The sequence below is a fragment of the Streptomyces sp. NPDC059828 genome, assembly GCF_042731955.1.
Lineage (GTDB): Bacteria > Actinomycetota > Actinomycetes > Streptomycetales > Streptomycetaceae > Streptomyces.
Map to the genome: position 1 here is coordinate 1 of NZ_JBHWIW010000040.1, position 24765 is coordinate 24765.

The 24765-nt window shown below is 71.2% G+C and carries 22 protein-coding genes; 9 read left to right on the forward strand and 13 right to left on the reverse strand.

Annotated features, from left to right (window positions below):
- Positions 1–138 precede the first annotated feature (138 nt).
- Entirely contained in the window at positions 139–1365 is a 1227-nt protein-coding gene (locus tag ACFV6V_RS22650; protein WP_385567850.1) for a hypothetical protein, read from the reverse strand.
- A 307-nt stretch (positions 1366–1672) separates the two neighbouring features.
- Between ACFV6V_RS22650 and ACFV6V_RS22655 the strand changes: the two genes are divergently transcribed.
- A complete protein-coding gene (locus ACFV6V_RS22655) occupies positions 1673–2332 on the forward strand; it encodes a class F sortase (protein ID WP_385567853.1) in 660 nt (219 codons plus the stop codon).
- An 89-nt stretch (positions 2333–2421) separates the two neighbouring features.
- Here ACFV6V_RS22655 and lysX read toward each other — a convergent pair whose 3' ends face one another.
- Positions 2422–5745, reverse strand: a complete 3324-nt coding sequence (lysX, locus tag ACFV6V_RS22660; protein WP_385567855.1) for a bifunctional lysylphosphatidylglycerol synthetase/lysine--tRNA ligase LysX — start codon at positions 5743–5745, stop codon at positions 2422–2424.
- Positions 5746–6130: 385 nt separating this feature from the next.
- On the opposite strand from lysX, the gene ACFV6V_RS22665 reads away from it, so the two are divergent.
- Both ACFV6V_RS22665 and ACFV6V_RS22670 read left to right on the forward strand, forming a co-directional pair.
- Complete coding sequence (locus ACFV6V_RS22665) at positions 6131–6673, forward strand: sigma-70 family RNA polymerase sigma factor (protein ID WP_385567858.1); 543 nt, start codon at positions 6131–6133, stop codon at positions 6671–6673.
- 216 nt (positions 6674–6889) lie between these two features.
- A complete protein-coding gene (locus tag ACFV6V_RS22670; RefSeq protein ID WP_385567861.1) occupies positions 6890–7414 on the forward strand; it encodes a hypothetical protein in 525 nt (174 codons plus the stop codon).
- Positions 7415–7529: 115 nt separating this feature from the next.
- Here ACFV6V_RS22670 and ACFV6V_RS22675 read toward each other — a convergent pair whose 3' ends face one another.
- The 4 genes from ACFV6V_RS22675 to ACFV6V_RS22690 all read right to left on the reverse strand — a co-directional run bounded on the left by ACFV6V_RS22675 (position 7530) and on the right by ACFV6V_RS22690 (position 11791).
- The gene (locus tag ACFV6V_RS22675; protein ID WP_385567998.1) at positions 7530–8753 is read right to left on the reverse strand and encodes a histidine kinase; all 1224 of its coding nucleotides are present in this window, start codon (positions 8751–8753) and stop codon (positions 7530–7532) included.
- Entirely contained in the window at positions 8750–10576 is a 1827-nt protein-coding gene (locus ACFV6V_RS22680) for a cation acetate symporter (RefSeq protein WP_385567863.1), read from the reverse strand. The genes ACFV6V_RS22675 and ACFV6V_RS22680 overlap by 4 nt, the downstream gene beginning before the upstream one ends.
- A 22-nt stretch (positions 10577–10598) precedes the next feature.
- Positions 10599–10988 carry a hypothetical protein gene (locus ACFV6V_RS22685; protein ID WP_385567866.1) on the reverse strand — a complete coding sequence of 130 codons (390 nt, stop codon included), beginning with the start codon at positions 10986–10988 and terminating at the stop codon, positions 10599–10601.
- 296 nt (positions 10989–11284) lie between these two features.
- Positions 11285–11791, reverse strand: a complete 507-nt coding sequence (locus ACFV6V_RS22690) for an ArsI/CadI family heavy metal resistance metalloenzyme (protein WP_385567868.1) — start codon at positions 11789–11791, stop codon at positions 11285–11287.
- Between the two features lie 90 nt (positions 11792–11881).
- Here ACFV6V_RS22690 and ACFV6V_RS22695 point away from each other — a divergent pair, with 90 nt between their 5' ends.
- Genes ACFV6V_RS22695 through ACFV6V_RS22710 form a run of 4 tightly spaced genes read left to right on the forward strand, consistent with a single transcriptional unit; the run spans position 11882 to position 13957 of the window.
- Positions 11882–12262, forward strand: coding sequence for an ArsR/SmtB family transcription factor (locus tag ACFV6V_RS22695; protein WP_385567869.1), 381 nt, complete (start codon positions 11882–11884; stop codon positions 12260–12262).
- Positions 12259–13032, forward strand: a complete 774-nt coding sequence (locus tag ACFV6V_RS22700; RefSeq protein ID WP_385567871.1) for an aquaporin — start codon at positions 12259–12261, stop codon at positions 13030–13032. The genes ACFV6V_RS22695 and ACFV6V_RS22700 overlap by 4 nt, the downstream gene beginning before the upstream one ends.
- Complete coding sequence (locus tag ACFV6V_RS22705; protein ID WP_385567874.1) at positions 13032–13451, forward strand: arsenate reductase ArsC; 420 nt, start codon at positions 13032–13034, stop codon at positions 13449–13451. The genes ACFV6V_RS22700 and ACFV6V_RS22705 overlap by 1 nt, the downstream gene beginning before the upstream one ends.
- A 32-nt stretch (positions 13452–13483) precedes the next feature.
- Complete coding sequence (locus ACFV6V_RS22710) at positions 13484–13957, forward strand: GNAT family N-acetyltransferase (RefSeq protein WP_385568001.1); 474 nt, start codon at positions 13484–13486, stop codon at positions 13955–13957.
- Between the two features lie 119 nt (positions 13958–14076).
- Here the strand turns inward: ACFV6V_RS22710 and ACFV6V_RS22715 are convergent, their stop codons facing one another.
- The 3 genes from ACFV6V_RS22715 to ACFV6V_RS22725 all read right to left on the reverse strand — a co-directional run bounded on the left by ACFV6V_RS22715 (position 14077) and on the right by ACFV6V_RS22725 (position 17371).
- Positions 14077–15222 (reverse strand): alpha/beta fold hydrolase, encoded by a 1146-nt coding sequence (locus ACFV6V_RS22715; protein ID WP_385567876.1) that lies wholly within the window; start codon positions 15220–15222, stop codon positions 14077–14079.
- A gap of 132 nt (positions 15223–15354) precedes the next feature.
- Positions 15355–16260 carry an NADP-dependent oxidoreductase gene (locus tag ACFV6V_RS22720; protein WP_385567879.1) on the reverse strand — a complete coding sequence of 302 codons (906 nt, stop codon included), beginning with the start codon at positions 16258–16260 and terminating at the stop codon, positions 15355–15357.
- Positions 16261–16300: 40 nt separating this feature from the next.
- Positions 16301–17371: an alkene reductase gene (locus tag ACFV6V_RS22725; protein ID WP_385567881.1), complete on the reverse strand. Its 1071-nt coding sequence runs from the start codon at positions 17369–17371 to the stop codon at positions 16301–16303.
- Positions 17372–17620: 249 nt separating this feature from the next.
- Here ACFV6V_RS22725 and ACFV6V_RS22730 point away from each other — a divergent pair, with 249 nt between their 5' ends.
- Complete coding sequence (locus ACFV6V_RS22730) at positions 17621–18154, forward strand: MarR family winged helix-turn-helix transcriptional regulator (protein ID WP_385567884.1); 534 nt, start codon at positions 17621–17623, stop codon at positions 18152–18154.
- 331 nt (positions 18155–18485) lie between these two features.
- Here the strand turns inward: ACFV6V_RS22730 and ACFV6V_RS22735 are convergent, their stop codons facing one another.
- Positions 18486–19271: a LytR/AlgR family response regulator transcription factor gene (locus tag ACFV6V_RS22735; protein ID WP_385567887.1), complete on the reverse strand. Its 786-nt coding sequence runs from the start codon at positions 19269–19271 to the stop codon at positions 18486–18488.
- A gap of 165 nt (positions 19272–19436) precedes the next feature.
- Here ACFV6V_RS22735 and ACFV6V_RS22740 point away from each other — a divergent pair, with 165 nt between their 5' ends.
- On the forward strand, positions 19437–20123 hold the full coding sequence (locus tag ACFV6V_RS22740) for a zf-HC2 domain-containing protein (RefSeq protein WP_385567890.1): 687 nt from the start codon (positions 19437–19439) through the stop codon (positions 20121–20123).
- A gap of 9 nt (positions 20124–20132) precedes the next feature.
- Here ACFV6V_RS22740 and ACFV6V_RS22745 read toward each other — a convergent pair whose 3' ends face one another.
- The 3 genes from ACFV6V_RS22745 to ACFV6V_RS22755 all read right to left on the reverse strand — a co-directional run bounded on the left by ACFV6V_RS22745 (position 20133) and on the right by ACFV6V_RS22755 (position 24758).
- The gene (locus tag ACFV6V_RS22745) at positions 20133–20996 is read right to left on the reverse strand and encodes an Fpg/Nei family DNA glycosylase (protein ID WP_385567892.1); all 864 of its coding nucleotides are present in this window, start codon (positions 20994–20996) and stop codon (positions 20133–20135) included.
- Positions 20997–21065: 69 nt separating this feature from the next.
- Entirely contained in the window at positions 21066–22457 is a 1392-nt protein-coding gene (locus ACFV6V_RS22750) for a wax ester/triacylglycerol synthase family O-acyltransferase (RefSeq protein WP_385567895.1), read from the reverse strand.
- A gap of 213 nt (positions 22458–22670) precedes the next feature.
- Complete coding sequence (locus tag ACFV6V_RS22755; RefSeq protein WP_385567897.1) at positions 22671–24758, reverse strand: SpoIIE family protein phosphatase; 2088 nt, start codon at positions 24756–24758, stop codon at positions 22671–22673.
- Positions 24759–24765 lie beyond the last annotated feature (7 nt).

A 24765-nucleotide genomic window follows, 5' to 3' on the forward strand; every position in this document is an offset into this window, starting at 1 on the left:
TTTTTTATTTTTCCGCGGCGGCTTTTGGGGCGTTTTGTTTGCTTGTCCCCCACCCCCCCCCCCCGCCCGGTTCGCCCGGCTTGGGGCTCTGGTGCCGGGGGCGACGGGCGGTTCGGGGCGACCGGGAGGTTCGACCGGTCACACCCTTCCGCTGCTCATACGCCGGCGGCGGGCGAAGAAGAAGACACCGCCCGCAGCCGCGACGACGACGAGTCCACCGCCCACGGCCATCTCGGCGGTGGAAGGACGGTGCGAACCACCGATACCGCCCTGTGCGCCGCGGGCGGACAGCACGGTGAACGTACGGGTGGCGATCCTGTTGTTGTCATTGCACCGGACGGCGAGGTTGTACTGCCCCGGTGTGGCGTTGTCGTAGATACGGGCCGTGGCGTCGGCGACACCGCTGCCCACCCGGAACAAGCGGTCATCGAAGTTGCCGCCCCGACCGCGGTCGTTGAAGTTGTTCCGGTGGTGGTTGTTGTTGTTACCCCGGCCACGGTCGTTGAAGTTGTTATTACGGCCGCGGTCGTTGAAGAACGGGTCACGCCTGCCGTTGGCGTCGGCGTTGGCATTGGCGTTCGCGTTGCTGTTCTCGTTCTGATTGAAGTTGAAGTTGAAGTTGCCGTTCCCGTTGCCGTTACCGTTGCCGTTGCCCGAGCCGTCCCCGGTCCCGTTGTTGTTCCCGGTCCCGTTGTCGTCCGCGTCGTCGTGGCCGTTGACGGACGCGTTCCCGTTGGCGTTGCCGTTCCCGGCACCTTCGGCGTCGGCGCCCGTGCCGTTCGCGTTGCCGGTGCCACGGCCGTTGGTCGTGCCGTGGTCGCGGGCGTCATCGTTGCCGTTCGCGTTGGCATTGCCGTTGACGTTCACATTGGCGTTGGGGGTGGCGTTGCCGTTGGGGACCGCGGTGGTGCTCCCGGTGCCGTTCACGGCGGTGTTGCCGGCCGAGTCACCGGCGGCGTTCCCGCTGGCGTTGCCACTGGTGTTCCCGGTCGTGTTCCCGGTCGTGTTGCCAGTGCTGTTGCCGCTGACGTTCCCGCTGTTCCTGTTGGGGACGGCGGGAGTGCTCCCGTTGGGGTTCGCGGCGGTGCTCCCGCCCTGGTCGCGGTTGGGGCCGTAGTACCCGCCCCGGTCGCGGTCCGTGGTCAGGTTGGCAGTGGGAAAGGCGTTGGACGTGACGACGCCGCCCCGTCCGCAGCCGTCGACCTGGATGTGCATGGTCCCGCCCTGGTGGACCGCCGATGGCGATAGGGTGATGTTCCCCGGGCCGGTGCCATTGCCGTTGCTGGTGGCGGCGACCACGGGCCCCGTGAGCCCCATGGCCGCGCAAGCGGTGACGCTCACCGCGATGGCGCGTGAAGCACGCATGGTTGAACCTCCAGTGGACGGCGCCCCGGAACGGTGCTCCGGAGTTCGATGACAACGCCCTCCATGACGAACACTCACCGGAATGCACTTTCGCCGCATTTCGGGACTGGTCCACCCCAGTGAGCCGACACGCCGGTAGGAGCAGCCCGGATCTGACGGAGCCGCAGGTCACGGACACAAGACATCTTGTATGGGTAAATACTCGTTTGGGTCACCCCGTGTGGCCGTACCACCCGTTCGCCTCTCCCAAGTCGCGGCCCCGCCACGGGGTGCTTAACGTGCCTGCACACGATGAGATGGGAGAACCATGGGCCAGGACCACACCGGCTCGGAGTCGAGGAGGCGCTCACCCTGGGGCGTACTGGCTCTCGTCATGCTCACCGGCCTCGCGCTGGTGCGCAACGGCGTTGACGTGGGAATGGGGCCGCCCCAGCCGGCCGTCGCCGCCTCGCTCGACAACGATGGTGGCAAGGTAAACTCACTCGCCGCGAACGGAGCGGTGGTGCCACTGATGTACGCGCCCGCGTCGCGGATCGCCATCCCCGCCATCCGGGTCGACGCACCGATCGTCGACGTCGGCCTCGACCCCAATGGCTGGATCGAGGCACCGCCGCCCCAGGACACCAACCTCGCCGGCTGGTACCAGAACGGCATCGCCCCCGGTTCGCAGGGCACCGCCGTGATCGTCGGCCATGTCGACAACGCCGGGGGCCCCGCGGTGTTCTACGGCCTCGGCGCGCTCCAGAAGGGCGTGCACATCGAGGTGGCCCGCTATGACGGCCGGGTCGCGGTCTTCGAGGTCTACGGGGTCGAGGTGTTCTCGAAGCAGAACTTCCCCGGCGCCCGCGTCTACGGGGACACCGGCAGCCCGGAGCTGCGGGTGATCACCTGCGGCGGAGGCTACTCGCGAGCCGGCGGCTACGACGGCAATGTCGTCGTCTTCGCCCGCATGATCTCCTCGCGCTGAACGCGCGAGGAGACCAACCGTCGTGGCACCGCCGCGGCGGTCCCTCGGCGTGTCCGGCCGCGGCCGCATCCGGCGGCGACGGTCGCCTCTCAATGGCGGCGTACGAGCGGGAACGGCAGGGTCTCGCGGATGGTGAGGCCGGTCAGGAACATCACCAGCCGGTCCACTCCGATCCCGAGCCCTCCGGTCGGCGGCATCGCGTACTCCAGCGCGTCGAGGAAGTCCTCGTCGAGTTCCATGGCCTCCGGGTCGCCGCCCGCGGCCAGCAGTGACTGGGCGGTGAGGCGTCGGCGCTGTTCGACCGGGTCGGTCAGCTCCGAATAGGCGGTGCCGAGCTCGGTGCCGAAGGCGACGAGGTCCCAGCGCTCGGCGAGGCGCGGGTCCTGGCGGTGCTGGCGGGTCAGGGGGGAGACGTCCGTGGGGAAGTCCTTGTAGAAGGTCGGCAGCTTGGTCCTCTCCTCCACCAGCCGCTCGTACATCTCCAGGACCACGTCGCCCCGGGTGTCGTCGGGTGTGTGCGGGACTCCCGCCAGGTCGCACAGCCTGCGCAGGGAGTCCTCTTCGGTGTCCGCGTCGACCTGCTCGCCGAGTGCCTCCGACAGGGCGCCGTAGACCGTCTTGACCGGCCAGGTCCCCGAGATGTCGTGGGTGACCAGCTTCCCGTCGGGGCCCGCCTTGTGGGCGACAGGCGATCCGAAGGCCGCGGTGGCCGCGCCCTGGATGAGTTCGCGGGCGAGGTCGAGCATCACGTCGTAGTCGGCGAAGGCCTGGTAGGCCTCCAGCATCGTGAACTCGGGGTTGTGCTTGTACGAGACGCCTTCGTTGCGGAAGGTGCGGCCCAGTTCGAACACCTTCTCCAGCCCGCCGACGCACAGCCGTTTCAGATACAGCTCGGGCGCGATGCGCAGATAGAGGTCCAGGTCGTAGGCGTTGATATGCGTGGTGAAGGGACGGGCGTTGGCCCCGCCGTGGATCTGCTGGAGCATCGGGGTCTCGACCTCGAGGTAGCCGCGCTCCAGCAGCCCCTGGCGCAGTGCCTGGACCGCGGCCGACCTGGCCCGTACGACGGCGCGGGCGTCGGGCCGCGCGACAAGGTCGAGATAACGGCGGCGGACCCGGGCCTCGGGGTCGGCGAGGCCGAGGCGCTTGTCGGGCAGCGGGCGCAGGCACTTGGCGGTGAGCTGCCAGGAGGTGGCGAAGAGGGTGAGCTCACCGCGGTCGCTGGCGCCGATCTCGCCGGTGGCGGTGATGTGGTCGCCCAGGTCGGCTTCCGCACGGAAGCCGTCGATGACCCCGGCTCCGGAACCTCGGCGGGTGAAGGCCACCTGGAGGTCGCCCGACCAGTCACGGAGCACGGCGAAGACGATGCCGCCGAAGTCGCGTACGGCCATGACGCGCCCCGCCACGGTGGCCTGCTCACCGGTGTGCGTCCCGGGTACGGCCGGCGAGGGGTGGGCCGCGCGGATCGCGGCGAGGGTGGCGGTGGGCCCAGCGACCCCGACGGGGTAGGGGTCGATGCCCCGCGCACGCAGCCGCTCCAGCTTGCGGTGGCGGATGCGGGTCTGCTCCGGCAGCCGGCTCTCCCCCATCGGGCGCACGGTGTCGGGCCCGGCCAGCTCCAGCGCGTCGATGGCGGGCAGCCCCGCCGTCCCCGCCACGGGTCCGGTGACCCCGTGCGGCCGCCCGTTGCCCCGGAGTTTGCGCAGACTCGGCACGGAGACGAAGCCTTCGGCGATCGCCGATGCGAGGCCGATACGGGCGAGGGCGCCCGCGTCCCCGTAGCAGAGGAACCGCGGGTACCACGACGGCTGGTACTTGACGTTGGAACGGTAGAGGGCCTCGAGCTGCCACCAACGGGAGAAGAAGAGCAGCAGCCTGCGCCAGGCCCGCAGCACGGGTCCCGCGCCGATCCGGGCGCCTTCCTCGAAGGCCGCGCGGAAGACGGCGAAGTTCAGGGAGATACGGCGGACGCCGGACTGCGCCGCCTGGGCGCAGACCTCGGCGACCATGAACTCCATGATGCCGTTCGGGGCGTGGTCGCGATCGCGGCGCATCACGTCGAGGGAGATGCCGTCGCGCCCCCACGGTACGAAGGAGAGCAGCGCGATGAGCCTGGCACCGGCCGCCGGGTCGCCGTCGAAGGCCTCGACGAGCAGGCAGTCCCCGTCCGCGGGATCGCCGAGCCGGTCGAGCGCCATGGAGAAGCCGCGTTCCGTCTCGGTGTCCCGCCAGGCGTCGGCCCGGTCGATGACCCGCTCCATCTCCTCGTCGCTCAGCGCGGAGTGGCGCCGCACCCGCACGGTGGCGCCGGATCTCCGGACGCGGTGCACGGCCTGCCGGGTGACCCGCATGTCACGTCCGTCGAGGTCGAAGCGGTCGACGTACAGGATCGCCTCGTCACCGAGCTGGATGGCGCCGAGCCCCGCCCGGGCGTACGCCTTGGCGCCCCCCTCGGACGCACCCATCACGGCGGGTACCCAGGCGTAGCGGCGGGCGACCTCCAGCCAGCCCTGGATCGCCGGAGCCCACGCCTCCTTGTCGCCGACCGGATCACCGCTGGCCAGGGCGACCCCTGCCTCGACCCGGTAGGTGACGGCCGCCTTGCCGTTCGGTGCGAAGACGACGGCCTTGTCACGGCGGGTGGCGAAGTAGCCGAGCGAGTCCTGGGAGCCGTAGGCCCCGAGCAGCGCCCGGATACGGGGCTCCTCGTCACCGTGCAGCGCGGCTTCCATGCGCTGGGACCGGAAGAGGGTCGCGGCGGAGTTCAGCAGTGCCAGAGCGCCGAAGAGCCCGAGGATGAAGAAGAGCGCCCTGGGCGGTGCGCCGTCGAACTGCTCACCGGAGACGAGTCCGCCGAGCACCCGGTTGGCCGACCACGGCAGACGCTGCCCGGCCACGAGGGTGCCGGGGAAGAGCTCGACGAGCCCCCAGCCGACCAGCACACCCGCGACGAGCCCGACGACCAGCACGGCGATGGCGCGCCACAGCGCCCCCCGCCGGGTCTCGGCGTAGAACTCGTGCCGGGCGACGACCAGCAGCAGGAACGCGGCCAGGCACACCAGCAGATTGGGGATCACTTCCCAGTAGCGGCCGAGCGCGACGGTCAGGACGTCGGCGACGACGATCAGCGCCAGGTAGAGGACGACCAGCCACCAGGCCACCTTCTTGCGGGCCCCGATGGCTCCGGCGAGCAGCAGCAGGAAGACCGCGTAGGCGAGGTTGGCGCTGACGGGCACGACGTTCTGGTCGAGGAACCTGACCATGGGCAGCAGCAGCCTGCGGAGCGGGGCGATCAGCGCGAGCAGCGCGCAGAACACTCCGAGCAGGGCGAAGAACATCGCGAAGCCGCCCGGCACCTTGGCCGTGAAGCCGCTCCGGGTGAAGGCCGAGCGCTCCGCCGCGCTGACACTCATGCTCCGCACTCTAGGGAGAGCTGCGGCGGGCCGCCTGTCGGCGGCGGTGTCCGGGATGACGCGGGCGGGTTCCCGGGGGCGGGGGTGGGATTCGCGGGAGGCGGCTTCTAGGAAGCGCCGCGGACGTACGCCGGGACCAGGAGCAGCACGGTGACCTGCCGACCGGCCGGTATCGTCCGGTCGACCGCTTGGCGCACCATTCGCCGCCCCGTGCGGACCACTCGGCGCACATCGGCGTGCGTCGCCTGTCGTTCTGGACACCGATGCGTTCGGATACGCACCGAACGGCACCGAACGGCACCGAACGCTCGGACGCGGACCGGACGGTCCGGGCACCACCGGACACACCAGCGGGAAGCGGGAAGCGACGATGGGGACGGCGACGATGGGTACCGCGACGACCGACGAGCGGGCCCTGGTGAAGCTGAAGCGTGAACACGGCCCCGCCCTGCTGAACTTCCTCCTCGGTCTGACGTACGGGGACCGCCAGCGCGCCGAGGACCTTCTCCAGGAGACCCTGGTGCGGGCCTGGCAGCATCCCGAGGCGTTCGCCGCGCCCTACGAGTCGATGCGGCCGTGGCTGTTCACCGTGGGCCGACGGCTGGCGATCGACGCCCGCCGCTCCCGGCTGGCCAGACCCGCCGAGATCGGCGACGGCGCCCTCGCCGGCACTCCGGATCCCGCTGATCCGGCCGAACGGGCGGTCGCCGCACTGGACGTCCGCGCCGCGGTCCGGTCGCTGAGCCCCGAGCACCGTGCGGTGCTGGTGCAGATCTACTTCCAGGGGCGCAGCGTGGCGGAAGCCGCCCAGGCTCTCGGGATTCCCGCCGGGACGGTCAAGTCGCGCTCCCACTACGCCCTGCGTCAGCTCGCCAGGTCGCTGCCCGGCTACCACCGCGCGGCCCTCGCACCGGCCGCTGTCGCCTGACGGGCGGGCCTGCGCGGCCTAGGCGGGCGGCTCAGTCGATTCACTCCAGCCCCGGTCGCCCCTTCGCAGATCTGCTCTCCCTGGGGCAACGGTCCATGCCGACGGGATTCGGAATCCACTGCTCGAGTTGAGCAAAGAGCGGCCCTGCCGCGTGTCTCTCGGTGGAGGCTCGTCCTCGAGACCCGCGCCGAGCACGACCGGGAGAAGGTGGAGAGAGTGCTGCCCGAGGGTACGAACGGCACCAGCGGAGGCGGTCTGGCGGTGCCCATGGCCTGGCTGTGTGCCGAGTACGTGGCCGATGAGGTGCTGCGCACCGGGGGCCTGGTGGAGACAGGTTCGCTCGAGTTCAGAGCGGGCCGGGCGACGCTGGCCCTGACGATCTATCTGTGCGGTGGCCCCGACGAGCCGGCCACCGGCGTCCGCACCGTGGCCCGGCTGGACGAGTGGCTGTCCCGCACGGCGTACGGGCATCCCTGGCCCCAGTGGGTACGTGAACGGATCGCCGTGCGCGAGGCTTTCGAGTGCGACATCACCGGCCCCGACCCGGACCTGGAGCTCGCCAGGAGCGCCTGGCGGTGGCTGGAGCACACCGAGGTGCTCGCCGCCGACCTCGGCGACGAGTCGGGGCTCTGGCCCCCGGCGCTGCCGCAGGATCCGGCCGTGGACGAGTCGGAGCAGGTATGGACGCCCGCGTGGTGCCTGGGACTGCCGCTCGGGCACCTGGCGATGCATCTGTACTGAGGTACCGGAGCGGCCGACGCATATGAGCACTCGATGCACCTGCACGGGGACTGACGCACCGAGCGGCGCGGAGGTACCGCGCTGCACGCGGATACCGGTGCACCGGGCCCCCGGCTCAGGACACGCCTGCGCTCGCACTCTTGTGCACGCCCGCGTGGTACTTGGGGATCCGGGCCGTGATCTTCATGCCCGCCCCGATGCCCGTCTCGATGACCAGGCCGTAGTCGTCTCCGTAGACCTGCCGTAGCCGGTCGTCCACATTGCACAGCCCGATGCCCGACGAACGGGCCGGCTCCCCCGCGAGGATCCGGCGCAGCTCGGCCGGGTCCATGCCGACGCCGTCGTCCTCGATCACGACCACGGCCTCGGCGCCCGCGTCCCTGGCGGAGATCGAGATACGGCACTCCTGCCCCGAGTCCTCCAGGCCGTGCTTGACGGCGTTCTCGACCAACGGCTGAAGGCACAGGAAGGGCAGGGCGACCGGGAGCACTTCGGGGGCGATCTGGAGGGTCAGCTTGAGCCGGTCCCCGAAGCGGGCCCCGGCCAGCGCCAGATACTGCTCGATACAGCGCAGTTCGTCGGCGAGCTGGGTGAAGTCGCCGTGTCTGCGGAACGAGTAGCGGGTGAAGTCGGCGAACTCCAGCAGGAGCTCACGGGCCCTCCCGGGATCGGTGCGGACGAAGGAGGCGATGGCGGCGAGTGAGTTGAAGATGAAATGCGGTGAGATCTGGGCCCGCAGGGCGCGGATCTCCGCCTCGATCAGCCGGGTGCGGGAGCGGTCGAGTTCGGCCAGTTCCAGTTGGACGGACACCCAGCGGGCGACCTCGGCGGCGGCCCGTACCAGCACCGCGGACTCCCGGGAGCCGTAGGCGACGAGGGTGCCGAGTACTCCCTCCTCGCCCGTGAGCGGGGCGATGACCGCCCAGCGCAGGGGGCAGTCCGGTGCTTCGCACCCGGTGCGCACACTCTGGCTTCGGCCGGAGTCCAGCACCTCCGTCACGCGCGCCATCGCCCACTCCTCGTGGTGCTCACCGCCTGGTCCGTCCCAGGCCAGAACCCGTTCGCGGTCGGTCAGGCAGAGCACCTCGGTGCCCAGCAGGGGGCGCAGTCTGCGGGCGGCCTTGCGGGCGGTCTCCTCGGTGAGTCCGGCCCGCAGGGGCGGGGCGGCGAGCGACGCGGTGTGCAGCGTGTGGAAGGTGGCCCGCTCGACCGGGGTGCCGAGGCCGGGATCGGTGCCGGTGCGGGTGCCTCGTCGCGCGGTGAGGCGGCCGAGCCCGAAGCCCGCCGCGAGCAGGACGGCCGCGGCTGCCCCGAGTGCCGCCAGTGCCATCCCGGTCATGGCTGCCACGGCGGTCTCCCTGAGGTCGCTTCAGCCGATTCGGTCGTCCCCTGCCGCTGGGTCGCGGGGGGCTTCGGGCCTTCGGGCCCGTGTCCCGTCGTCCCGTGCGGCTTCGGCCCTGCCACGAGGTCCTCCGGCAGGTGCAGACGCGCCAGGATCGCGTCGGCCCCGGACGGTATGTACCGGGGCGTCGCCAGTGACACCAGGACCATCGTGAGAAAGCCCAGGGGCACCGACCAGACCGCGGGCCAGGCCATCAGGGTGTGCGCCCAGCCTTCGGGGGCGAGCCCGGCGCGGGTGGCCATCACGGCGGTCAGTGCGGCCCCGCCTCCCGCGACAAGTCCCGCCGCCGCTCCCGGCGGGGTGAGCCGCCGCCACCAGATGCCGAGCACCAGCAAGGGGCAGAGGGAGGAGGCGGAGACGGCGAAGGCGAGTCCGACGGCATCGGCGACCGGCACATGGGACGCGAAGACGCTGACGGCGAGCGGCACGGCCATGGCCGCGACCGTGGCCAGCCGGAAATGCCGTACGCCGCGTGAGGGGAGCACGTCCTGGGTGAGGACCCCGGCCACGGACATGGTCAGCCCGGACGCGGTGGACAGGAACGCGGCGAAGGCACCGCCCGCGAGCAGCGCACCGAGCAGGTCCCCGGCCACGCCCCCGAGCATCCGGTCGGGGAGCACGAGCACGGCGGCGTCGGCCGCACCGGTGAGGGCCAGTTCGGGGGCGTAGATCCGGCCGAGAGCACCGTAGACGGGCGGCAGCAGATAGAAGGCGCCGATCAGTCCGAGCACGACGAGTGTGGTGCGCCGGGCGGCGCGTCCGTTGGGGCTGGTGTAGAAGCGCACGGCGACATGCGGGAGCCCCATGGTGCCGAGGAAGGTGGCGAGGATCAGCCCGTAGGTGGCGTAGAGCTGGTAGCCGTCCCGCCCGCCCGCGAGCGGCTGGGACCAGCTCGCCGGGTCGGTGCCGCTGGTGGCCCGCTCGGGGACTTCGGCTCCGCGCGGGAAGCCCAGCTCGGTTCCGGCCTCGATCCGGTGCGTGCCCTCGCCGAGGGCGAGCCGCTCGCCGTCGTACCGGGCGCCGTCGACGGTTCCCGTGACATCGAGGCTGAGCGGCTGCCCGAGATCGACCCGTACGGTGTCGTCGATTTGTACGACGGTGTGCTCGTGGAACACAGCGGGTGCGTCGAAGCGTGCGCGTGGCGCGTCATCACCCGCCCAGGCAGCGGCCAGGAACAGCGCGGGGACCAACAGCGCGGTCAGCTTGAGCCAGTACTGGAAGGCCTGGACGAAGGTGATGGACCGCATCCCACCCGCGGCGACCGCCCCCGTGACGACGAAGGCGACGACGAGCCCGCCCACCCAGTCGGGCGCGCCGGTGAGTATCTCGAGGGTGAGCCCCGCCCCCTGGAGCTGCGGGAGCAGATAGAGCCAGCCGATACCGGCGACGAAGAGGCTGGCGAGCCGTCGCACGGTCGCCGATTCGAGCCGGGCTTCGGCGAAGTCGGAGAGCGTGTACGCACCCGAGCGGCGCAGCGGGGCGGCCACGAGAACCAGCAGGACGAGATAACCGGCGGTGTAGCCGACCGGGTACCAGAGCATGCCGGGACCCTGGAGCAGCACCAGCCCCGCGATGCCGAGGAAGGAGGCGGCGGAGAGGTACTCGCCGCTGATGGCAGCGGCGTTGAGCGCGGGTCTGACGGTACGTGAGGCGACGTAGAAGTCCGAGGTGGTGCGGGATATCCGCAGCCCGAGCGCGCCGATGAGGACGGTGGCGAGGACGACGAAGGCGACTGCCACCACCGCGTAGGTCTGATTCACCGTCCGGTCTCCCCTGGCGTGCTCAGCGGCCTTCGACCAGTCCGGCGAAGTCGCGCTCGTTGCGCTCCGCGCGGCGGACGTACCAGCGGGCGACGCCCCACATCACCGGGTACACCACCACGCCGAGCGCCACCCAGACGAACGGCAGGGGCGAGGGCAGAAAGCCCAGCACTTCGGTGGGCAGCGCGAACAGCAGCGGCAGGGTGCCGACGAGCAGGGCGAGTGTGCCCAGCGCGGCGAGGGCGGCACGCAGCTGGCTGCGCATCAGGGAGCGGACGTACACCCCTCCGATCGGTGTCTGCTCGCTGATCTCGGAGCGCGCGGGGGCGTGTCCCGGCGGCTTGCGCCCGGCACGGGGCACACCCGTGACCACTTCACGGCGGGGCTGCTGCTTCGCAGGCTCCGCAGACACGAACGGCTCCTCCCCGCAGCTCTCGGCGACTCCGCAGACCCCGGCCGTCCGGCCGGTCCATCCGGGTCCACGGAGTCTACGCAGGAGCCGCCGGGGAGCCCAGGCGTGTGACGTCTCGTCGCGCTCTCGTCCTGGTCTCGGAGCAGTCTCGTATCGGTCTCGGACCAGTTCCGGACCGGCCCCGGACCGGCCCCGGACAGGTCGCGGACAGGTCGCGGACAGGTCGCGGACCAGTTCCGGTCAGGGGTCGAACCGCGTCCTCGCGTGTTCGACGAGGAACTGACCTGGGCGCCGGCTCAGCTGCCGCAGGCGCACCCGGCGGCGGCCTTCGCCTCGGCGGGGGTCCGGGCAGGGTCCACGGGCTGCTCGTGGGGGGTGCAGCAAGCTGTGGTGCCGCAGCAGGCGTCGGGTGAGGTTTCGGCCTTTTCCAGGGTGTCGGCGTCGGCCTTGACCACGTAGACCTCCCAGGGCTCCCTGCCGGGCCCGTGGACCCACACCTTGTCCTGCAGGGCGTAGCAGCAGGTGGTGTCGGCCTCCTCGAAGGTGGCCAGGCCCGCCTCCTTCAGCCGGTCGGTGGCTGCGGTGACCTCCTCAGTGGAGGAGACCTCGACACCGAGGTGGTCAAGGCGGGTGTCCTCGCCCGCCTCGCCCTCGATGAGGACGAGCTTGAGCGGGGGCTCGGTGATGGCGAAGTTGGCGTATCCCTCGCGGCGCTTGGCGGGCTGGGCGTTGAACAGCTTGGAGTAGAAGGCGATCGAGGCTTCGAGGTCGGCGACGTGCAGGGCGAGCTGAATGCGGGACATGGCGGTCTCCCATCCGAAGGGCGGCTGTTTCGACGTTTGTCGATACAGCTAAACCTTGCCGCCGGATTAGATGAATGTCAACATAGAGAAATGTCGAAACAAGCTGATCTGCCGGTGCTCGGCCAGGACGTGGCCGTGTGCTGTGCGCCGATGGTCCGCGAGCCGCTGGGCGAGGAAGCCGCGGTCGAGCTGTCGCGGATGTTCAAGGCGCTGTCGGATCCCATCCGGCTGCGGCTGCTGTCGCTGATCGCCTCGTATGAGGGCGGCGAGGCGTGCGTGTGCGACCTCATCGGCCCGTTCGACGTCTCCCAGCCCACCATTTCCCACCATCTGAAGGTGCTCAGGGAAGCCGGGCTGGTGGGCTCGGAGCGGCGCGCGACCTGGGTGTACTACTGGGTGCTCCCCGAAGCCCTGGCGAAGCTGTCCGTCCTGCTCCAGGCCCCTGCCACGTCCGCGAAGGCGTCGGCGTGAGCGCGTCGGCGCCGCTGGCCCGCCGGGCGGCCGTTGAAGGAATCGGCACGGCCGCGCTGGTCACGGTAGTGGTCGGCTCCGGTATCCAGGCCACCGAACTGACCCGCGACGTCGGTGTGCAGCTGCTGGCCAACTCCCTGGCCACCGTATTCGGCCTCGGCGTGCTGATCGCACTGCTCGGCCCGGTGTCGGGGGCGCACTTCAACCCGGCGGTCACCCTCGCCGCCTGGTTCACCGGCCGCCGGACCGGCGACGCCCCCACCCTGCGTGACGTCACAGCGTACGTGCCCGCCCAGATCGCCGGGGCGATTACGGGCGCGGTGCTGGCCGACGCCATGTTCGGCATGCCGCTGGTGCGCTTCTCCACCCACGACCGGTCCGCCGGCCACCTGTGGCTCGGAGAGGTGGTGGCGACCGCGGGGCTGGTCTGGCTCGTCTTCGGCCTGGCCCGCGCGGGCCGCGCGCACCTGGCGCCGGTCGCGGTCGCCTCCTACATCGGGGCGGCGTACTGGTTCACCTCCTCCACTTCCTTCGCCAACCCGGCCGTCACGATCGGCCGGGCGTTCACCGACACCTTCGCCGGTATCGCCCCCGTGTCCGTGGCACCGTTCCTCGTCGCCCAACTCGTCGGCGCAGCCGCCGGTCTGGGCCTGGCCGCCGCCTGTTTCGGCCGCCCGGCCGCCGTGGACGAGGGCGACGTCGCCGTTCCCCATGGCGGGCAGCAGCCCGCAGGTCCACCCCGTCTCACCGAAGAAAGCGCCCTGACCTGATGAGCACTTCCGCCGTTCCCTCCGTGCTGTTCGTCTGCGTGCACAACGCCGGCCGGTCCCAGATGGGCGCCGCCTTCCTTACTCATCTCGGCGCAGGTCGCGTGCAGGTCCGCTCGGCCGGGTCGGCCCCGGCCGACGCGGTGAACCCGGCCGTGGTCGAGGCCATGCGGGAGGTCGGCATCGACATCTCCGCCGAGACGCCCAAGGTCCTCACCGTGGAGGCGGTGCAGTCCTCCGACGTGGTGATCACCATGGGCTGTGGCGACGCCTGCCCGTACTTCCCCGGCAAGCGGTACCTCGACTGGACACTGGACGACCCCGCCGGGCAGGGCGTCGCAGCCGTCCGCCCGATCCGCGATGAGATCGGGCGGCGCATCCGCGGTCTGCTCGCCGAACTCGGCATCGAGGCCGCGGCGTGAGTGCCGTCGCGACCGGCGTGCGGATCGCGCCGATGCGACCCGAGCACGCCGCTCAGGTCCTGGCGATCTACCAGCTGGGCATCGACGAGGGCGACGCCACCTTCGAGACCACCGCCCCGGCGTGGGAGGCGTTCGACGCCGCGAAGCTGCCCGACCACCGCCTGGTCGCCCTGGGAGAGGGCGGCCAGGCTCTGGGGTGGGCCGCCGTGGTTCCGGTCTCCGACAGGTGCGCGTACGCCGGCGTCGTCGAGCACTCCGTCTACGTGCACCCCGACGCCCGGGGCCGCGGGGCGGGCCTGGCCCTGCTGACCGCCCTGCTCGCGTCCACCGACGCCGCCGGGATCTGGACGGTGCAGTCCGGCATCTTCCCGGAGAACACCGCCAGCCTGGCCCTGCACCGGCGGGCGGGGTTCCGCGTCATCGGCACCCGCGCGCGCATCGGCCGCCACCACGGCACATGGCGCGACGTCGTCCTCGTCGAACGCCGCAGCCCCACCGTGAACTGAGCGTCACAGCCGTCGCGGACCGTGATTCTCACGAATGCTCATCTGTGAGCGTTCTGCGACACGCCCCGCGGTGATCTCGTTTCCCCAGGTCGCCGTTCGCGAAAGTCCTCTCGAAACCCTCAGGCGCTGTGCTCGGCGAGGAAGGTCGTGATGAGCCGCTGCCATTCCTCAGGGCGTTCCACCATGGGCAGGTGGCCGGTGCGGATCTCCACGAGCCGGGCGCCGGGGATGGTGTCGGCGAGCTGGTGGTGCAGGCGGGTGGAGGTGAACCAGTCCTGGGTGGTGGAGATGACCAGGGTGGGTGCCTTGATGTGCGGCAGGTCGTCGCGGACGTCGGCCCGGGGGGCCAGCTCGGCGTGCTCGGGGGTGCCGTCGGCGACGCTGGCGGCGGTGAATCCGATCGCCTGCTGGAGCTGCGCGGCCGGCATTGCCTCCAGTGCGTCGGCGCCCAGGGCCATCATCGTCAGGTACTCGGCCAGCACTTCGCGGCCCCCCGACTCGGCCAGCCTGCGCCAGACCGGCAGGGCGAGAGCGAGGCGGTTGTCCCGGTAGGGGAAGGTCGCGGTCAGCACGAGAGCGGTGACGCGCTCGGGGTGGCGGGCTGCCGCTCGGATGGCGACGGGGCCGCCGAGGGAGTAACCGGACACTGCGAAGGTGTCCAGGCCTTCGGCGACGGCGGCGGCGACGAGCTGGTCGGCCAGGTCGTCCAGCGACAGCGGCGTGGTGGAGCGGGGGGTGTCGCCGCTGCCGGGGTAGTCGACGCCGACGACGGTGTGGTGGGCGGCCAGGCCCTCCAGTATCGGCCCGTAGGTGCCGGCCACGCTGCTGCCGGCGCCGTGGGCGAGCGCGAGGCCGGGGCCGGAGCCAAGAACGGTGCGGGCGAAGGTGGCATCGGACAAGGTGTGTGCGGACATGGGTATTCCCATCTGCGGGTGTGGGGATCGGGGCGTGCGGTGCTTGGCCCAGCGGCGGATCTGCTCCAGTGCAGGCAGCAGGGCCCGGCCGTCGGGGGTGAGTGTGTAGGTGGCGGGTCCGGGCGGGAGCTGGTCGTGGGTGACGAGCCCAGCGTCGAGCAGTCCGCGCAGCCGGTCGGCAAGCATCTTGGTGCTGATGCGGCCTACGGCGGTGCGCAGTTCGCCGAAGCGGGTGGATCGGGTGGCCAGGGTGTGGAGGATGATGCCGTTCCACTTCTGGCCGAGGACCTCGAACGCGGCGGTGAGGTCCGCATCGGCCGTGAGCGGCGCGAGGGTCGGCCATGCTGCCATCGGCTCGTGAGTCCTTCGCTCTTGGTAGTGCGGCATGCGGTGGGTGGGCCGCAGTCGGCCCAGGGATGACCGACTGCGGCCCCGGGGGGCTGCCTCACCCGCGCGAACAGCATGCGGCGGCAGCAGGGGAAGTCAGGGCAGCAGGACGGCCTTGCCCCGGTTGCGGTGGGCTTCCAGGTCGGCGTGCGCGGTGGCGGCCTCCTCGAGCGGGTAGGTCCGCCAGATGGGCAGGGTGAGCCCGCCGGCGGCGGCCAACTGGGCCAGCTGCGGCAGAGCTTCCTCGGCCTGGTCGGCGCTGCCGGCGCTGAAGCGGACGCCGTGCTGCGCGGCGGACATGTCGGCGATGGTGATGACGTGTGCGCTGTCGCCGGTCAGGGCGACGGAGTCGGCGAGGACGCCGGCGCCGGAGGCGTCGAAGACGAAGTCGACTCCCTGGGGCGCCGCGGTCCTCACCCGCTGCACCCACCCGTCGCCGTAGTGGACGGCGGTGGCTCCGAGCGCGGTGACCCGCTCGATGTCGTGCTCGCCGACCGTTGCGATGACGGTGATGCCGCGGGTGACGGCCAGCTGCGCCGCGATGACGCCCACGCTGCCGCCGGCACCGTGGACGAGCAGGGTCTGCCCCTTGCGAACGCCCAGCTGGGCGAGGACACGGAACGCGGTCCGGCCGACGGTGACCAGCGATGCGGCCACCTCCCAGGACAGGGCCGCGGGCTTGGCGACCGGCCGCTCCAGCAGCGCGTACTCGCTGTAGCTGCCGCCCACCGTGGCGCCGAGGACCTCATCGCCTACGGCCGCGCCGGCTCCTTCACCGACCGCGTCGACGACACCCGCCGCGTCCAGTCCGGGGACCACGGGGAAGCGGGCCGGGATGGCGCCGGCCATCAGGCCGGAGCGGATCTTCATGTCGAGTGGGTTCACGGAGGCGGCCCGCACTCGGATCCGGACCTGGCCCGGGCCGGGCTCAGGCGCGGTGACCTCCGACAGCCGCAGCACCTCGGGCGTGCCGTACTCGGAAAAGGTGATCGCTTTGGACATCAGAAACTCCCAGGTAAGGGCCCATTGACGGAGCCGTCGCTCAAACGGTGAGGGTGGGGTAGTCGGTGTAGCCGCGGTGGTCGCCGCCGTAGAAGGCGGACTGGTCCGGGGCGTTGAACGGACCGCCGGCGGCGAGACGCCGGGGCAGGTCGGGGTTGGCGAGGAACAACGCCCCGTAGGCCACCATGTCCGCGCTCCCGTCCTCGATCAGCTTGAGCGCGTCGGGGCCGGTGACGTCGGGGTGGGTGAACGGGTTGAGGACGAACGTGCCGGGCCATTCCTTGCGCAGCTGCGGGGTCAGCTCGGAGTCAGGGCCCTCCATCAGGTGCAGATAGGCAAGATCCAGGCCCGCGAGCCGGTCCAGCAGTGCCCCGTAGACCTCGCCCGGGTTGTCCTCGACGATGTCGTTGTACTGGTTACCGGGCGAGATCCGCAGACCGACCCGCCGCCCGCCGATCGCCTCGGCCACGGCCGTGACGACCTCGACGGCGAAGTGGATCCGGCCCTCGGTGGAACCGCCCCAGGCGTCGGTGCGGTGGTTCGTGTTGTCCGCGAGGAACTGGTGGACCAGATAGCCATTGGCGCCGTGGATCTCCACACCGTCGAATCCGGCCTCGATGGCGTTGTGCGCCGCGTTCGCGAAGTCGGCGACGGTCTGCCGGATCTCCGCCTCGGTCAGCTCCCTCGGCGTGACGAAGTCCTGCGGCCCCTGATGGGTGTAAACCCGGCCCTGGGCGGCGACCGCAGAGGGCCCCACAGGCGTCAGGCCGTCGGGCAGCAGGCTGGGGTGACCGATCCGCCCGGTGTGCATCAGCTGCGCGAAGATCACCCCTCCCTCGCGGTGCACGGCGTCGGTCACCGCCCGCCACGCCCGCACCTGACCCGGCGAGTGCAGGCCGGGGGTGTCGGGGTAGCCCTGGCCGCCGGGCGAGGGCTGGACACCCTCGGTGACGATCAGCCCGGCGCTGGCTCGCTGCGCGTAGTAGGTCGCCATGAGCTCGGTCGGCTCCGCGCCCGGGCCGTGGGCGCGGCTGCGTGTCATCGGCGCCATCACGACTCGGTTCGCGAGGCGCGTGCCGCCGAGGACTATCGGATCGAAAGCAGTGGTCAAGGTCGCTCCTCGGATAAGTGGCGCTCTGCGGGCCGGGCGCACCGGGCCCACGTCAGCCGTTTACTGTCCGAACAAGTAAATCACTTGTCCGAACAGTAAACACCATCGAGACCTGCCGCCAGGGATCAGAAGTGAGGTAACCAACATGCATCTACCTGTCCATATGTGACACTCGACAGACAGAGCGACTACAGACAGGCATCAAGGGAGGGTAGAGTTCTCCTGTCCAAACAGGAGAGCGGGGAAGAGATGGCCGAGTCCACACCCGAAGCCGGGCAGGGTGCCGGAGTGACGGAACGGGAAGCCACCGTGCCCGTCCCCGGCGCGGCCAGCAGCGGACCGATCAGTCACGCGATCTTCCGGCTGGCCCGGCTGCACCGCATGTTCGCGGGTCAGCTACTACGCCGCATCGGCCTGCACCCGGGCCAGGAGCTGGTCATGATGCACCTCTGGGAACTCGGCCCCCAGCGCCAGATCGACCTGGTGCGCCTGATGGACTCCGACGCCGCCACGATGACCCGCACCGTCCGCCGCCTCGAACAGGCCGGCTTCGTCCGCCGCCGCCCCTCACCCACCGACAAGCGCGCCTCACTCATCGAACCGACAGCGGCCAGCCACGCCCTGCGCCGGGAGGTGGAGCGGGTCTGGAGCCAACTCGAGGACATCTCGACCACGGACCTCTCGGACGCCGAGCGCGCCGGCGCCCTCGCCACCCTGGAACGCCTGGAGCAGAACCTCGTACGAGCCGCCGCCCAGGCCACAGAGCCAAACGCGGAGCATTAGCAGCCGCGAGGTACAGCGCCACTCGAGGTCCCGGGTGCTGAGTTCCGCGAACGCATCGCCAACGCGCTTGGTGAGCCGAAACGGCGCAGACCGGGTACTCGCCCTTGGTGCACTTGCGAACGGGCCCGGCCCGTGGGACCCGCCCAGCTCCCGCAGGGTGTCAGCACCAGGCACTCCAGCTTGCCGGCGCCGCGAGCGGCGACAGACCTCGGCTCGAGGTCTTCCTGGCCCTGGAACATGGACACGGGAACCTCGAAGTCGGGGACTCCCCCGTCCATCGGTCAGCCGGCTACGGCGTGGGTGGCAGGCCTTGTTCTCCGCCACGAGCCCGTCAGCCGCGTGCGTGCCGCATCAGCAGATCGCGGAGCTGGCGTGCGTGCCTGCGGCTGACCGGGAGTTCGGCGGTGCCGACCCGGACCGTGGTGGTTCCGGCGTCAAGGCGCAATTCGTCGATCCGGCTGAGGGCCACCAGGTGGCTGCGGTGGATGCGGACGAATCCGCGGGCGGCCCAGCGCTCTTCCAGGGCCGACAGGGATATCCGGACCAGATGGCTGCCCTCGGCGGTGTGCAGCCGCGCATAGTCCCCCTGGGCCTCGACGTAGGTGATGTCGTCGATCGCGACGAAGCGGGTGACACCCCCGAGTTCGACCGGTATCTGGTCGGCCGCGGGCACGGGCCGCGTGGCGGGCGCGCTCGGGGCCGCCGCCAGCCGGGGGTCGCGCGCCGTGTGCGCCAGCTCGCTGGCCCGGCGTACCGCCTCGGCGAGCCGCTCCCGGCGTACCGGCTTGAGTACGTAGTCGACGGCCTCGAGGTCGAAGGCCTGGACGGCGAAGCCCTCGTGGGCGGTGACGAACACGATCAGCGGGGGCCTGGCGAAGCCGGCGAGCAGTCGGGCGACGTCGAGTCCGGTCAGCCCGGCCATATGGATGTCGAGGAACACCACATCGATGGCGTCGTCGCCGTCGGGCCCCGCGTCCAGTGCCAGGTTGATGCGGCGCAGCGCCTCGGTGGCGTCGGTCGCGCCTTCGGCGCTGAGCACCCGTGGGTCGGAGCGCAGCAGGAAGAGCAGCTCTTCGAGCGCCGGTTTCTCGTCGTCCACAGCCAGTACGCGCAGCATGATGCGGATCCTAGGCCGGGTCCCCGGCACCGGACCACCGAGCTCAGTCGTGCTTTTACGCGTGCCAATGAGCAGCGCGGGGCTGTCGTGCGTATTCCATGCCGACACCACGGTACGTACGACTTGTATGGACCGTTCGTAGCGGACGAGCCGAAGGATTGGTCCATGAATCTGCGGGAGCGGCACAGGGATGTGGCTGCCTATGCGCTGGGCGTCCTCGACCCTTCGGACGCCTTCCGCTTCGAGGAGCATCTGTCGGAGTGTGTGCTGTGTGCGGTGCGGCTGACGGACTTCGCCCCGATCGCGTCGGCACTGGCCGGTCTCGGGGGGCCCGGCGAACCGGGGCCGCCGGTGACCCGGCCGTCTCCCGGGCTGCTCGACCGGCTGCTCACCGAGGTCGCGGTGGACCGCCGGCGCGGTTCGCGTCGCAGGCTGCGGCTGGTGGCCGCCGCGGCGGCCCTGATCATGGCGATGCCCGTGATCGTACTCGGTCTGGTCAGGGACGGTGGCGGCGCCGGTGACGGGGTGGCGCGGCTCGCCGCGACGGACGCCGCGAGCGGGCTGGACGGCGCGGTCGATCTGCACCGGAAGGCGTGGGGCACCGCGGTGGCGCTGCGTCTCGCGAAACTGACCGGACCGCGCACCTGCGAGCTCGTGGTCATCGGCAAGGACGGCACGGAACACCCGGTCTCCACCTGGTCGGTGCCGCAGGACGGCTACGGTCTTCCCGGGGCGGCCGGGAACGGCAAGCCGCTGGACATCGAGGTGGCTACGGCGCTGACGCTGGACGAGATCGGCCACTTCGAGATCCGTAGCGAGACGGGTGAGCGGCTCATCTCGCTGGGCCGCTGAAGCACTGCGTCACTTGAGCAGACGTGACATCCGCCGGTCGGCGAGCGGCTTGCCGCCCGTCTGGCATGTCGGGCAGTACTGCAACGACGAATCGTGGAAGGACACCTCGCGGATGGTGTCGCCACACACGGGACACGGCTGGCCGGTGCGGCCGTGCACCCTGAGTCCGCTCTTCTTCTCGGACTTGAGGTTTCCCGCGGCCAACCCTCGCGAGCGCCGCACGGCGTCGGTGAGCGTGGTGCGCATCGCCTCGTAGAGGCCCGTGATCTCGTCGCCGGTGAGCTTCGAGGTGAGTTTGTACGGCGACATCCTGGCCGCGTGCAGGATCTCGTCGCTGTAGGCGTTGCCGATCCCGGCGATCAGGCTCTGATCGCGCAGCGCGCCCTTGATCTGGCGGCGTTCGTCCGCGAGGAGGGCGGCGAAGTCCTCCCGGCCGAAGCCGTCGGCGAGCGGGTCGGGCCCCAGCCGGGCAATGCCGGAGACCTGTGCCGGGTCGTGCACCAGATGGACGGCGAGCCGCTTCGTGGTACCCGCCTCCGTCAGGTCGAAGCCGTCCCCACCGGTGAGCGCGGTGCGCAGGGCGAGCGGCCCCTTGCCGGGCCTGGGCACTCCGGAGGGCAGCACGTCCTTCCACTGGAGCCAGCCCGCCCGGGCGAGGTGGAAGACCAGATGGAGCCCGTCCGCCGTCGTGATGTCGAGGAACTTGCCGTGCCGGTCCACGGCGGTGACCTCGGTGCCTTCGAGTGCGGTGAGCGGAGGGTCGTAGGTCTTGAGCACGCTGATCGCCACGGGCAGCACCTTGGCGATCTCCTTGCCCAGCAGATGCTCGTCGAGAAAGTCTCGCAGCGCTTCGACCTCGGGCAGTTCCGGCATGGGACCAGACTGCCGTATCGCCCGGGCAGGCGCAGGCCACGCCGCACACGAGGCGGCAGGCAAGGAGGCTCAGCGGACCAGCGACAGCAGTTCGGTGAGCTCGTCCCCCATGCAGCGGGCCAGCGTGTCCACGTCCGGGAGCGCCTTGCCGTCGGCGACCAGTCCGATGTGCACCTTGCCGCCGTACGTGGACATCGCGACCGCGAGCGACTGGCCCCGGGCGAGCGGTGCCATGGGGTACACCTCCCGCAACGGGCAGCCGCCGAGGGACAGCGCGGAGCGTGGCAGCGGCACACTCGTCACGAGCACGTCGAAGAGCATCCGGGCGGCGTTCCCGGCGATCGGTGCGCCGAAACGATGCGCCAGCGCGGGGAGTTGGTCGGCCAGCACGGCGACCGCACCCGCACCGCGCAGGGGGCCGGCTGCCTTGTTGCGGTCCATGCCGGTGCGGACCGTGTAGAGCCGCGTCCAGGGGTTGGACTCCGTCACGGGAAGCCCGAGCAGATAGGCCGAGAGTCTGTTGCCCGTCCCGGCCGCGCTGCCGGGCCGTCTCCGGGAGACGGGTACGAGGGCCCGGGGATCGCTCAGCGGCAGTGCGTCGCCCCGTGCGGTCATCCAGCGGCGCAGGCCTCCGGCCACGACGGCGAGCAGCACGTCATTGGCGGTGCCGCCCGCCGCCCTGCGCACCTCGTGCACCTCGTCCAGGCCCAGAACGGCCGTGGCGAGCCGGCGCGTACCGCTCGAGGTGGCGCTCAGCGCGGCGGCGCCGCGCGGGTCGAGTCGCCCGGCCCGCGCGAGTGAGGCACCGACGAGGGAGGCGCCGACTCCGACGGCCCGCCCCAGGTCCTCGATCCGGCCGCGCGCCATACCCGCCATCTCCCAGGGGCCCGGCAGCCAGGAGCCGGATCGGGCGGGGCGGCTGCCGCGCGCGCCGTTCATCCGGCCGAGCACACCGCGGCCCGACCGGGCGCCACGGGCGTCGGCGACCTCGTCGAAGATCCCGGCGCCGATGGCCACGGCGCGCATCCCGTCGGCGAGGGCGTGGTGCAGTTTCACGAGCACTCCGAACGGGTCTCCCGGTCCACCGGTGAGCAGGTACATCTCCCAGGGCGGCAGGCCCCGTTCCAGCGGACGCTCCATCAGCTCCCCGGCGAGCCCCGTGACCCCGGCGGCGAAGTCCCCCGCGGGAAGCCGCACATGACGCAGATGCCGCCGTACGTCGAAGTCCTCGTCCACGGCCCAGGCAGCCCCGCCGACCGGCAGCAGGACGTCGCGCACCCGCATTCTCAGCCGGGGGATGGCGCAGGCACGGTTGGCGAGCAGTTCGAGGATGTCCACGCTGTCGCGCTCACCGGAGGCGGGCTGGGAAAAGCAGGCGAGCGCACCGAGGTGCATGGGGTGGCCGGCGGTTTCGAGATGCCAGAACGCCAGATCCAGAGGGGCCAGTAGCTCAGTACTCAAGGGGTCCTCATGTCCTAGAAGGCCGGAAAACCCGGAGCACGGGGAGAGACAAGTCAATCGCCCGCGATCGGTTACGGTCAAGTACCGTCAAGTTGCATACGGTTACTAGTCGGTAGGAGTTCGGTCCGCATGCGGCATGCTGACCGCGCTGACGCGCAGCGGCCGGCACGGCGGCTCGCACGGTATCGGTGCGCACAGGTGGGTTCGCATGGGTCAGGCGGGTGCCCGCTCGGCGGCGACCGGATCAGGCACGGCGAACTCGCACCACACACACTTGCCGCTGCCCCGCGACTCCACACCCCAGACGTCCGCCAGCCGGTCCACCAGCATCAGCCCCCGGCCCGAGACCCCCGACTCCCCGGCGTCCCGGCGCCGCGGCAGAGCGGTCGACCGGTCCTCCACCTCGACCCGCAACCGTCGCTCCACTCCGGGCAGCACCCGCGCCGTCACGATCGCCCCGCCGTCGGTGTGCATCAGGGCGTTGGTGACCAGCTCGTCCGCGGCGAGCTCGATCTCGTCGGCCCGCTCCCCCGCGCCCCACGCCCGCACCGCGGCCAAGATCATATGGCGGGCGGACGCGAGCGCCTCGGGGTCGTTCTGGGCGACGTGCTGCTGGAGCCGCCCGCCCGCATGGGCGGCGGCAACGCCATGGCGACGCAGCAGCAGGAGGGCCACATCGTCCTCGCCCGCCCGCTCGTCGGACTCCTCGCACAGCCGGTCGGCGAGCAGCTGAAGGTTGCGCGGACCGTTGCGGATCAGCCCGGTGAGCGCCCGCAGACCGTCGTCGAGATCGGTGCCCGGCCGCTCCACGAGGCCGTCGGTGTAGAGCAGCAGGGTCTCCCCGGGGTCCAGCTCGATGGTGGCCACGGGGTACTCGAGCCGGCCGAACTCGGCGGAGAGCCCGAGCGGCATCCCGCCGCTCACGGTCACCCGGCGGGTTTCGCCGTCGGCACTCAGTCGCAGCGGGTCCATATGACCGGCACGCACCACCTGCACGACGCCGGTCGTCGGGTCGGCCTCGGCGTAGACGCAGGTGGCGAAGCGGTCGGTGTCGAGCTCATGGAGGAAGACGGAGGCACGGGCCATGACGGTCGCCGGGGTGTGCCCCTCCGCCGCGTAGGCGCGCAGCACGATGCGCAGCTGCCCCATGACCGCCGCCGCATGCGTGTCGTGGCCCTGGACGTCGCCGATGACGGCGCCGACCCGGCCGCCCGGCAGCGGGATGACGTCGTACCAGTCCCCTCCGATGTCGCGCCCGAGCCGGGCCGAGCGGTAGCGGACCGCGATCTGCGCACCCGGTACGGAGGGGATGCGCCGGGGCAGCATCGCCTGCTGGAGCCCTTCCGCGAGATCGTGCTCCTGCTCGAAGAGCACGGCCCGCTGAAGGCTCTGGGCGATGCTGCTGCCGAGTGCCACCAGCAGGTTGCGCTCTTCCGAGGTGAAGCCCGTCTTGTCGCTGTAGAGCAGTCCGAGGGCGCCGATCGGACGGGCCTGGGCGATGAGCGGCATATACGCGGCGGAGGTGATGCCGAGACCGCGGACATGGGGCCACAGCCTGGGGTACGACTCGGCGAAGTCCTCCTTGGACTCGATGAACCGGGGAGCGAGGGTGCGGATCACCTCGCTCATCGGGTACTGCTCGTCGACCCGGGTGTACCGCGTGCCGGGCACGAACGAGCCCTCGGGACCCTCCGCCACCAGGTGGATGCGGCCCGCCTCCAGCAGTCCCATGACCATGCTGGTGGCGCCGAGGCGTTCGAGGCCGTGCGAGTCCTTCAGTACGTCGATGACGTCCTGGACCGTCCTGGCATGGGCCAGCGCCGCCGTGGTGCTCTCGACCACGCTGGTCTGGCGGCGGCGTTCGGCGTCGAGCTCGACACGGGCTGACGAGTCGGCGAGCTCCTGGGTGGCGTCGCGGACGATCCCGATGATCCGGTGGGGCCGGCCCCTGGAGTCACGCCTGACCGCCCCCTGGGTATGCGTCCAGCGCAGGCTGCCGTCGCGGCAGCGGATCCGGAAGTACGCGCCGTAGCTGCTGCTGCCGCTTCTGAGCGCCTGGGTCACCAGCCCGTCCAGCCGCGCCGCCTCGCCGTGCGGGACGCGAAGGGCCAGCGACTGGGGGCGCCCATCGAACTCCTCCGCCGTCACGTCGAACACGTCGAGCGCCGACTGGTCCAGGTGCAGCAGCCCCTTGTCGAGATCCCAGTCGAAGGTGCCCATGTGGTTGAGGGACAGCCTGAGATCCGGGTGGGCCGGCCAGTCGTCGGGAAGCGACATGGCACCCGCTGCCCGATCAGCCATGGTGACA

Excerpts from the sequence above, each read along its gene's own strand:
- ACFV6V_RS22720 (WP_385567879.1), bottom strand. The coding sequence starts at position 16,260 with ATGTCCAAAGCGATCACCTTTTCCGAGTACGGCACGCCCGAGGTGCTG.
- ACFV6V_RS22740 (WP_385567890.1), top strand. The coding sequence starts at position 19,437 with ATGAATCTGCGGGAGCGGCACAGGGATGTGGCTGCCTATGCGCTGGGC.
- ACFV6V_RS22695 (WP_385567869.1), top strand. The coding sequence starts at position 11,882 with ATGTCGAAACAAGCTGATCTGCCGGTGCTCGGCCAGGACGTGGCCGTG.
- ACFV6V_RS22705 (WP_385567874.1), top strand. The coding sequence starts at position 13,032 with ATGAGCACTTCCGCCGTTCCCTCCGTGCTGTTCGTCTGCGTGCACAAC.
- ACFV6V_RS22675 (WP_385567998.1), bottom strand. The coding sequence starts at position 8,753 with ATGACCGGGATGGCACTGGCGGCACTCGGGGCAGCCGCGGCCGTCCTG.
- ACFV6V_RS22745 (WP_385567892.1), bottom strand. The coding sequence starts at position 20,996 with ATGCCGGAACTGCCCGAGGTCGAAGCGCTGCGAGACTTTCTCGACGAG.
- ACFV6V_RS22650 (WP_385567850.1), bottom strand. The coding sequence starts at position 1,365 with ATGCGTGCTTCACGCGCCATCGCGGTGAGCGTCACCGCTTGCGCGGCC.
- ACFV6V_RS22690 (WP_385567868.1), bottom strand. The coding sequence starts at position 11,791 with ATGTCCCGCATTCAGCTCGCCCTGCACGTCGCCGACCTCGAAGCCTCG.
- ACFV6V_RS22655 (WP_385567853.1), top strand. The coding sequence starts at position 1,673 with ATGGGCCAGGACCACACCGGCTCGGAGTCGAGGAGGCGCTCACCCTGG.
- ACFV6V_RS22710 (WP_385568001.1), top strand. The coding sequence starts at position 13,484 with ATGCGACCCGAGCACGCCGCTCAGGTCCTGGCGATCTACCAGCTGGGC.
- lysX (WP_385567855.1), bottom strand. The coding sequence starts at position 5,745 with ATGAGTGTCAGCGCGGCGGAGCGCTCGGCCTTCACCCGGAGCGGCTTC.
- ACFV6V_RS22730 (WP_385567884.1), top strand. The coding sequence starts at position 17,621 with ATGGCCGAGTCCACACCCGAAGCCGGGCAGGGTGCCGGAGTGACGGAA.
- ACFV6V_RS22735 (WP_385567887.1), bottom strand. The coding sequence starts at position 19,271 with ATGCTGCGCGTACTGGCTGTGGACGACGAGAAACCGGCGCTCGAAGAG.
- ACFV6V_RS22755 (WP_385567897.1), bottom strand. The coding sequence starts at position 24,758 with ATGGCTGATCGGGCAGCGGGTGCCATGTCGCTTCCCGACGACTGGCCG.
- ACFV6V_RS22715 (WP_385567876.1), bottom strand. The coding sequence starts at position 15,222 with ATGGCAGCATGGCCGACCCTCGCGCCGCTCACGGCCGATGCGGACCTC.
- ACFV6V_RS22665 (WP_385567858.1), top strand. The coding sequence starts at position 6,131 with ATGGGTACCGCGACGACCGACGAGCGGGCCCTGGTGAAGCTGAAGCGT.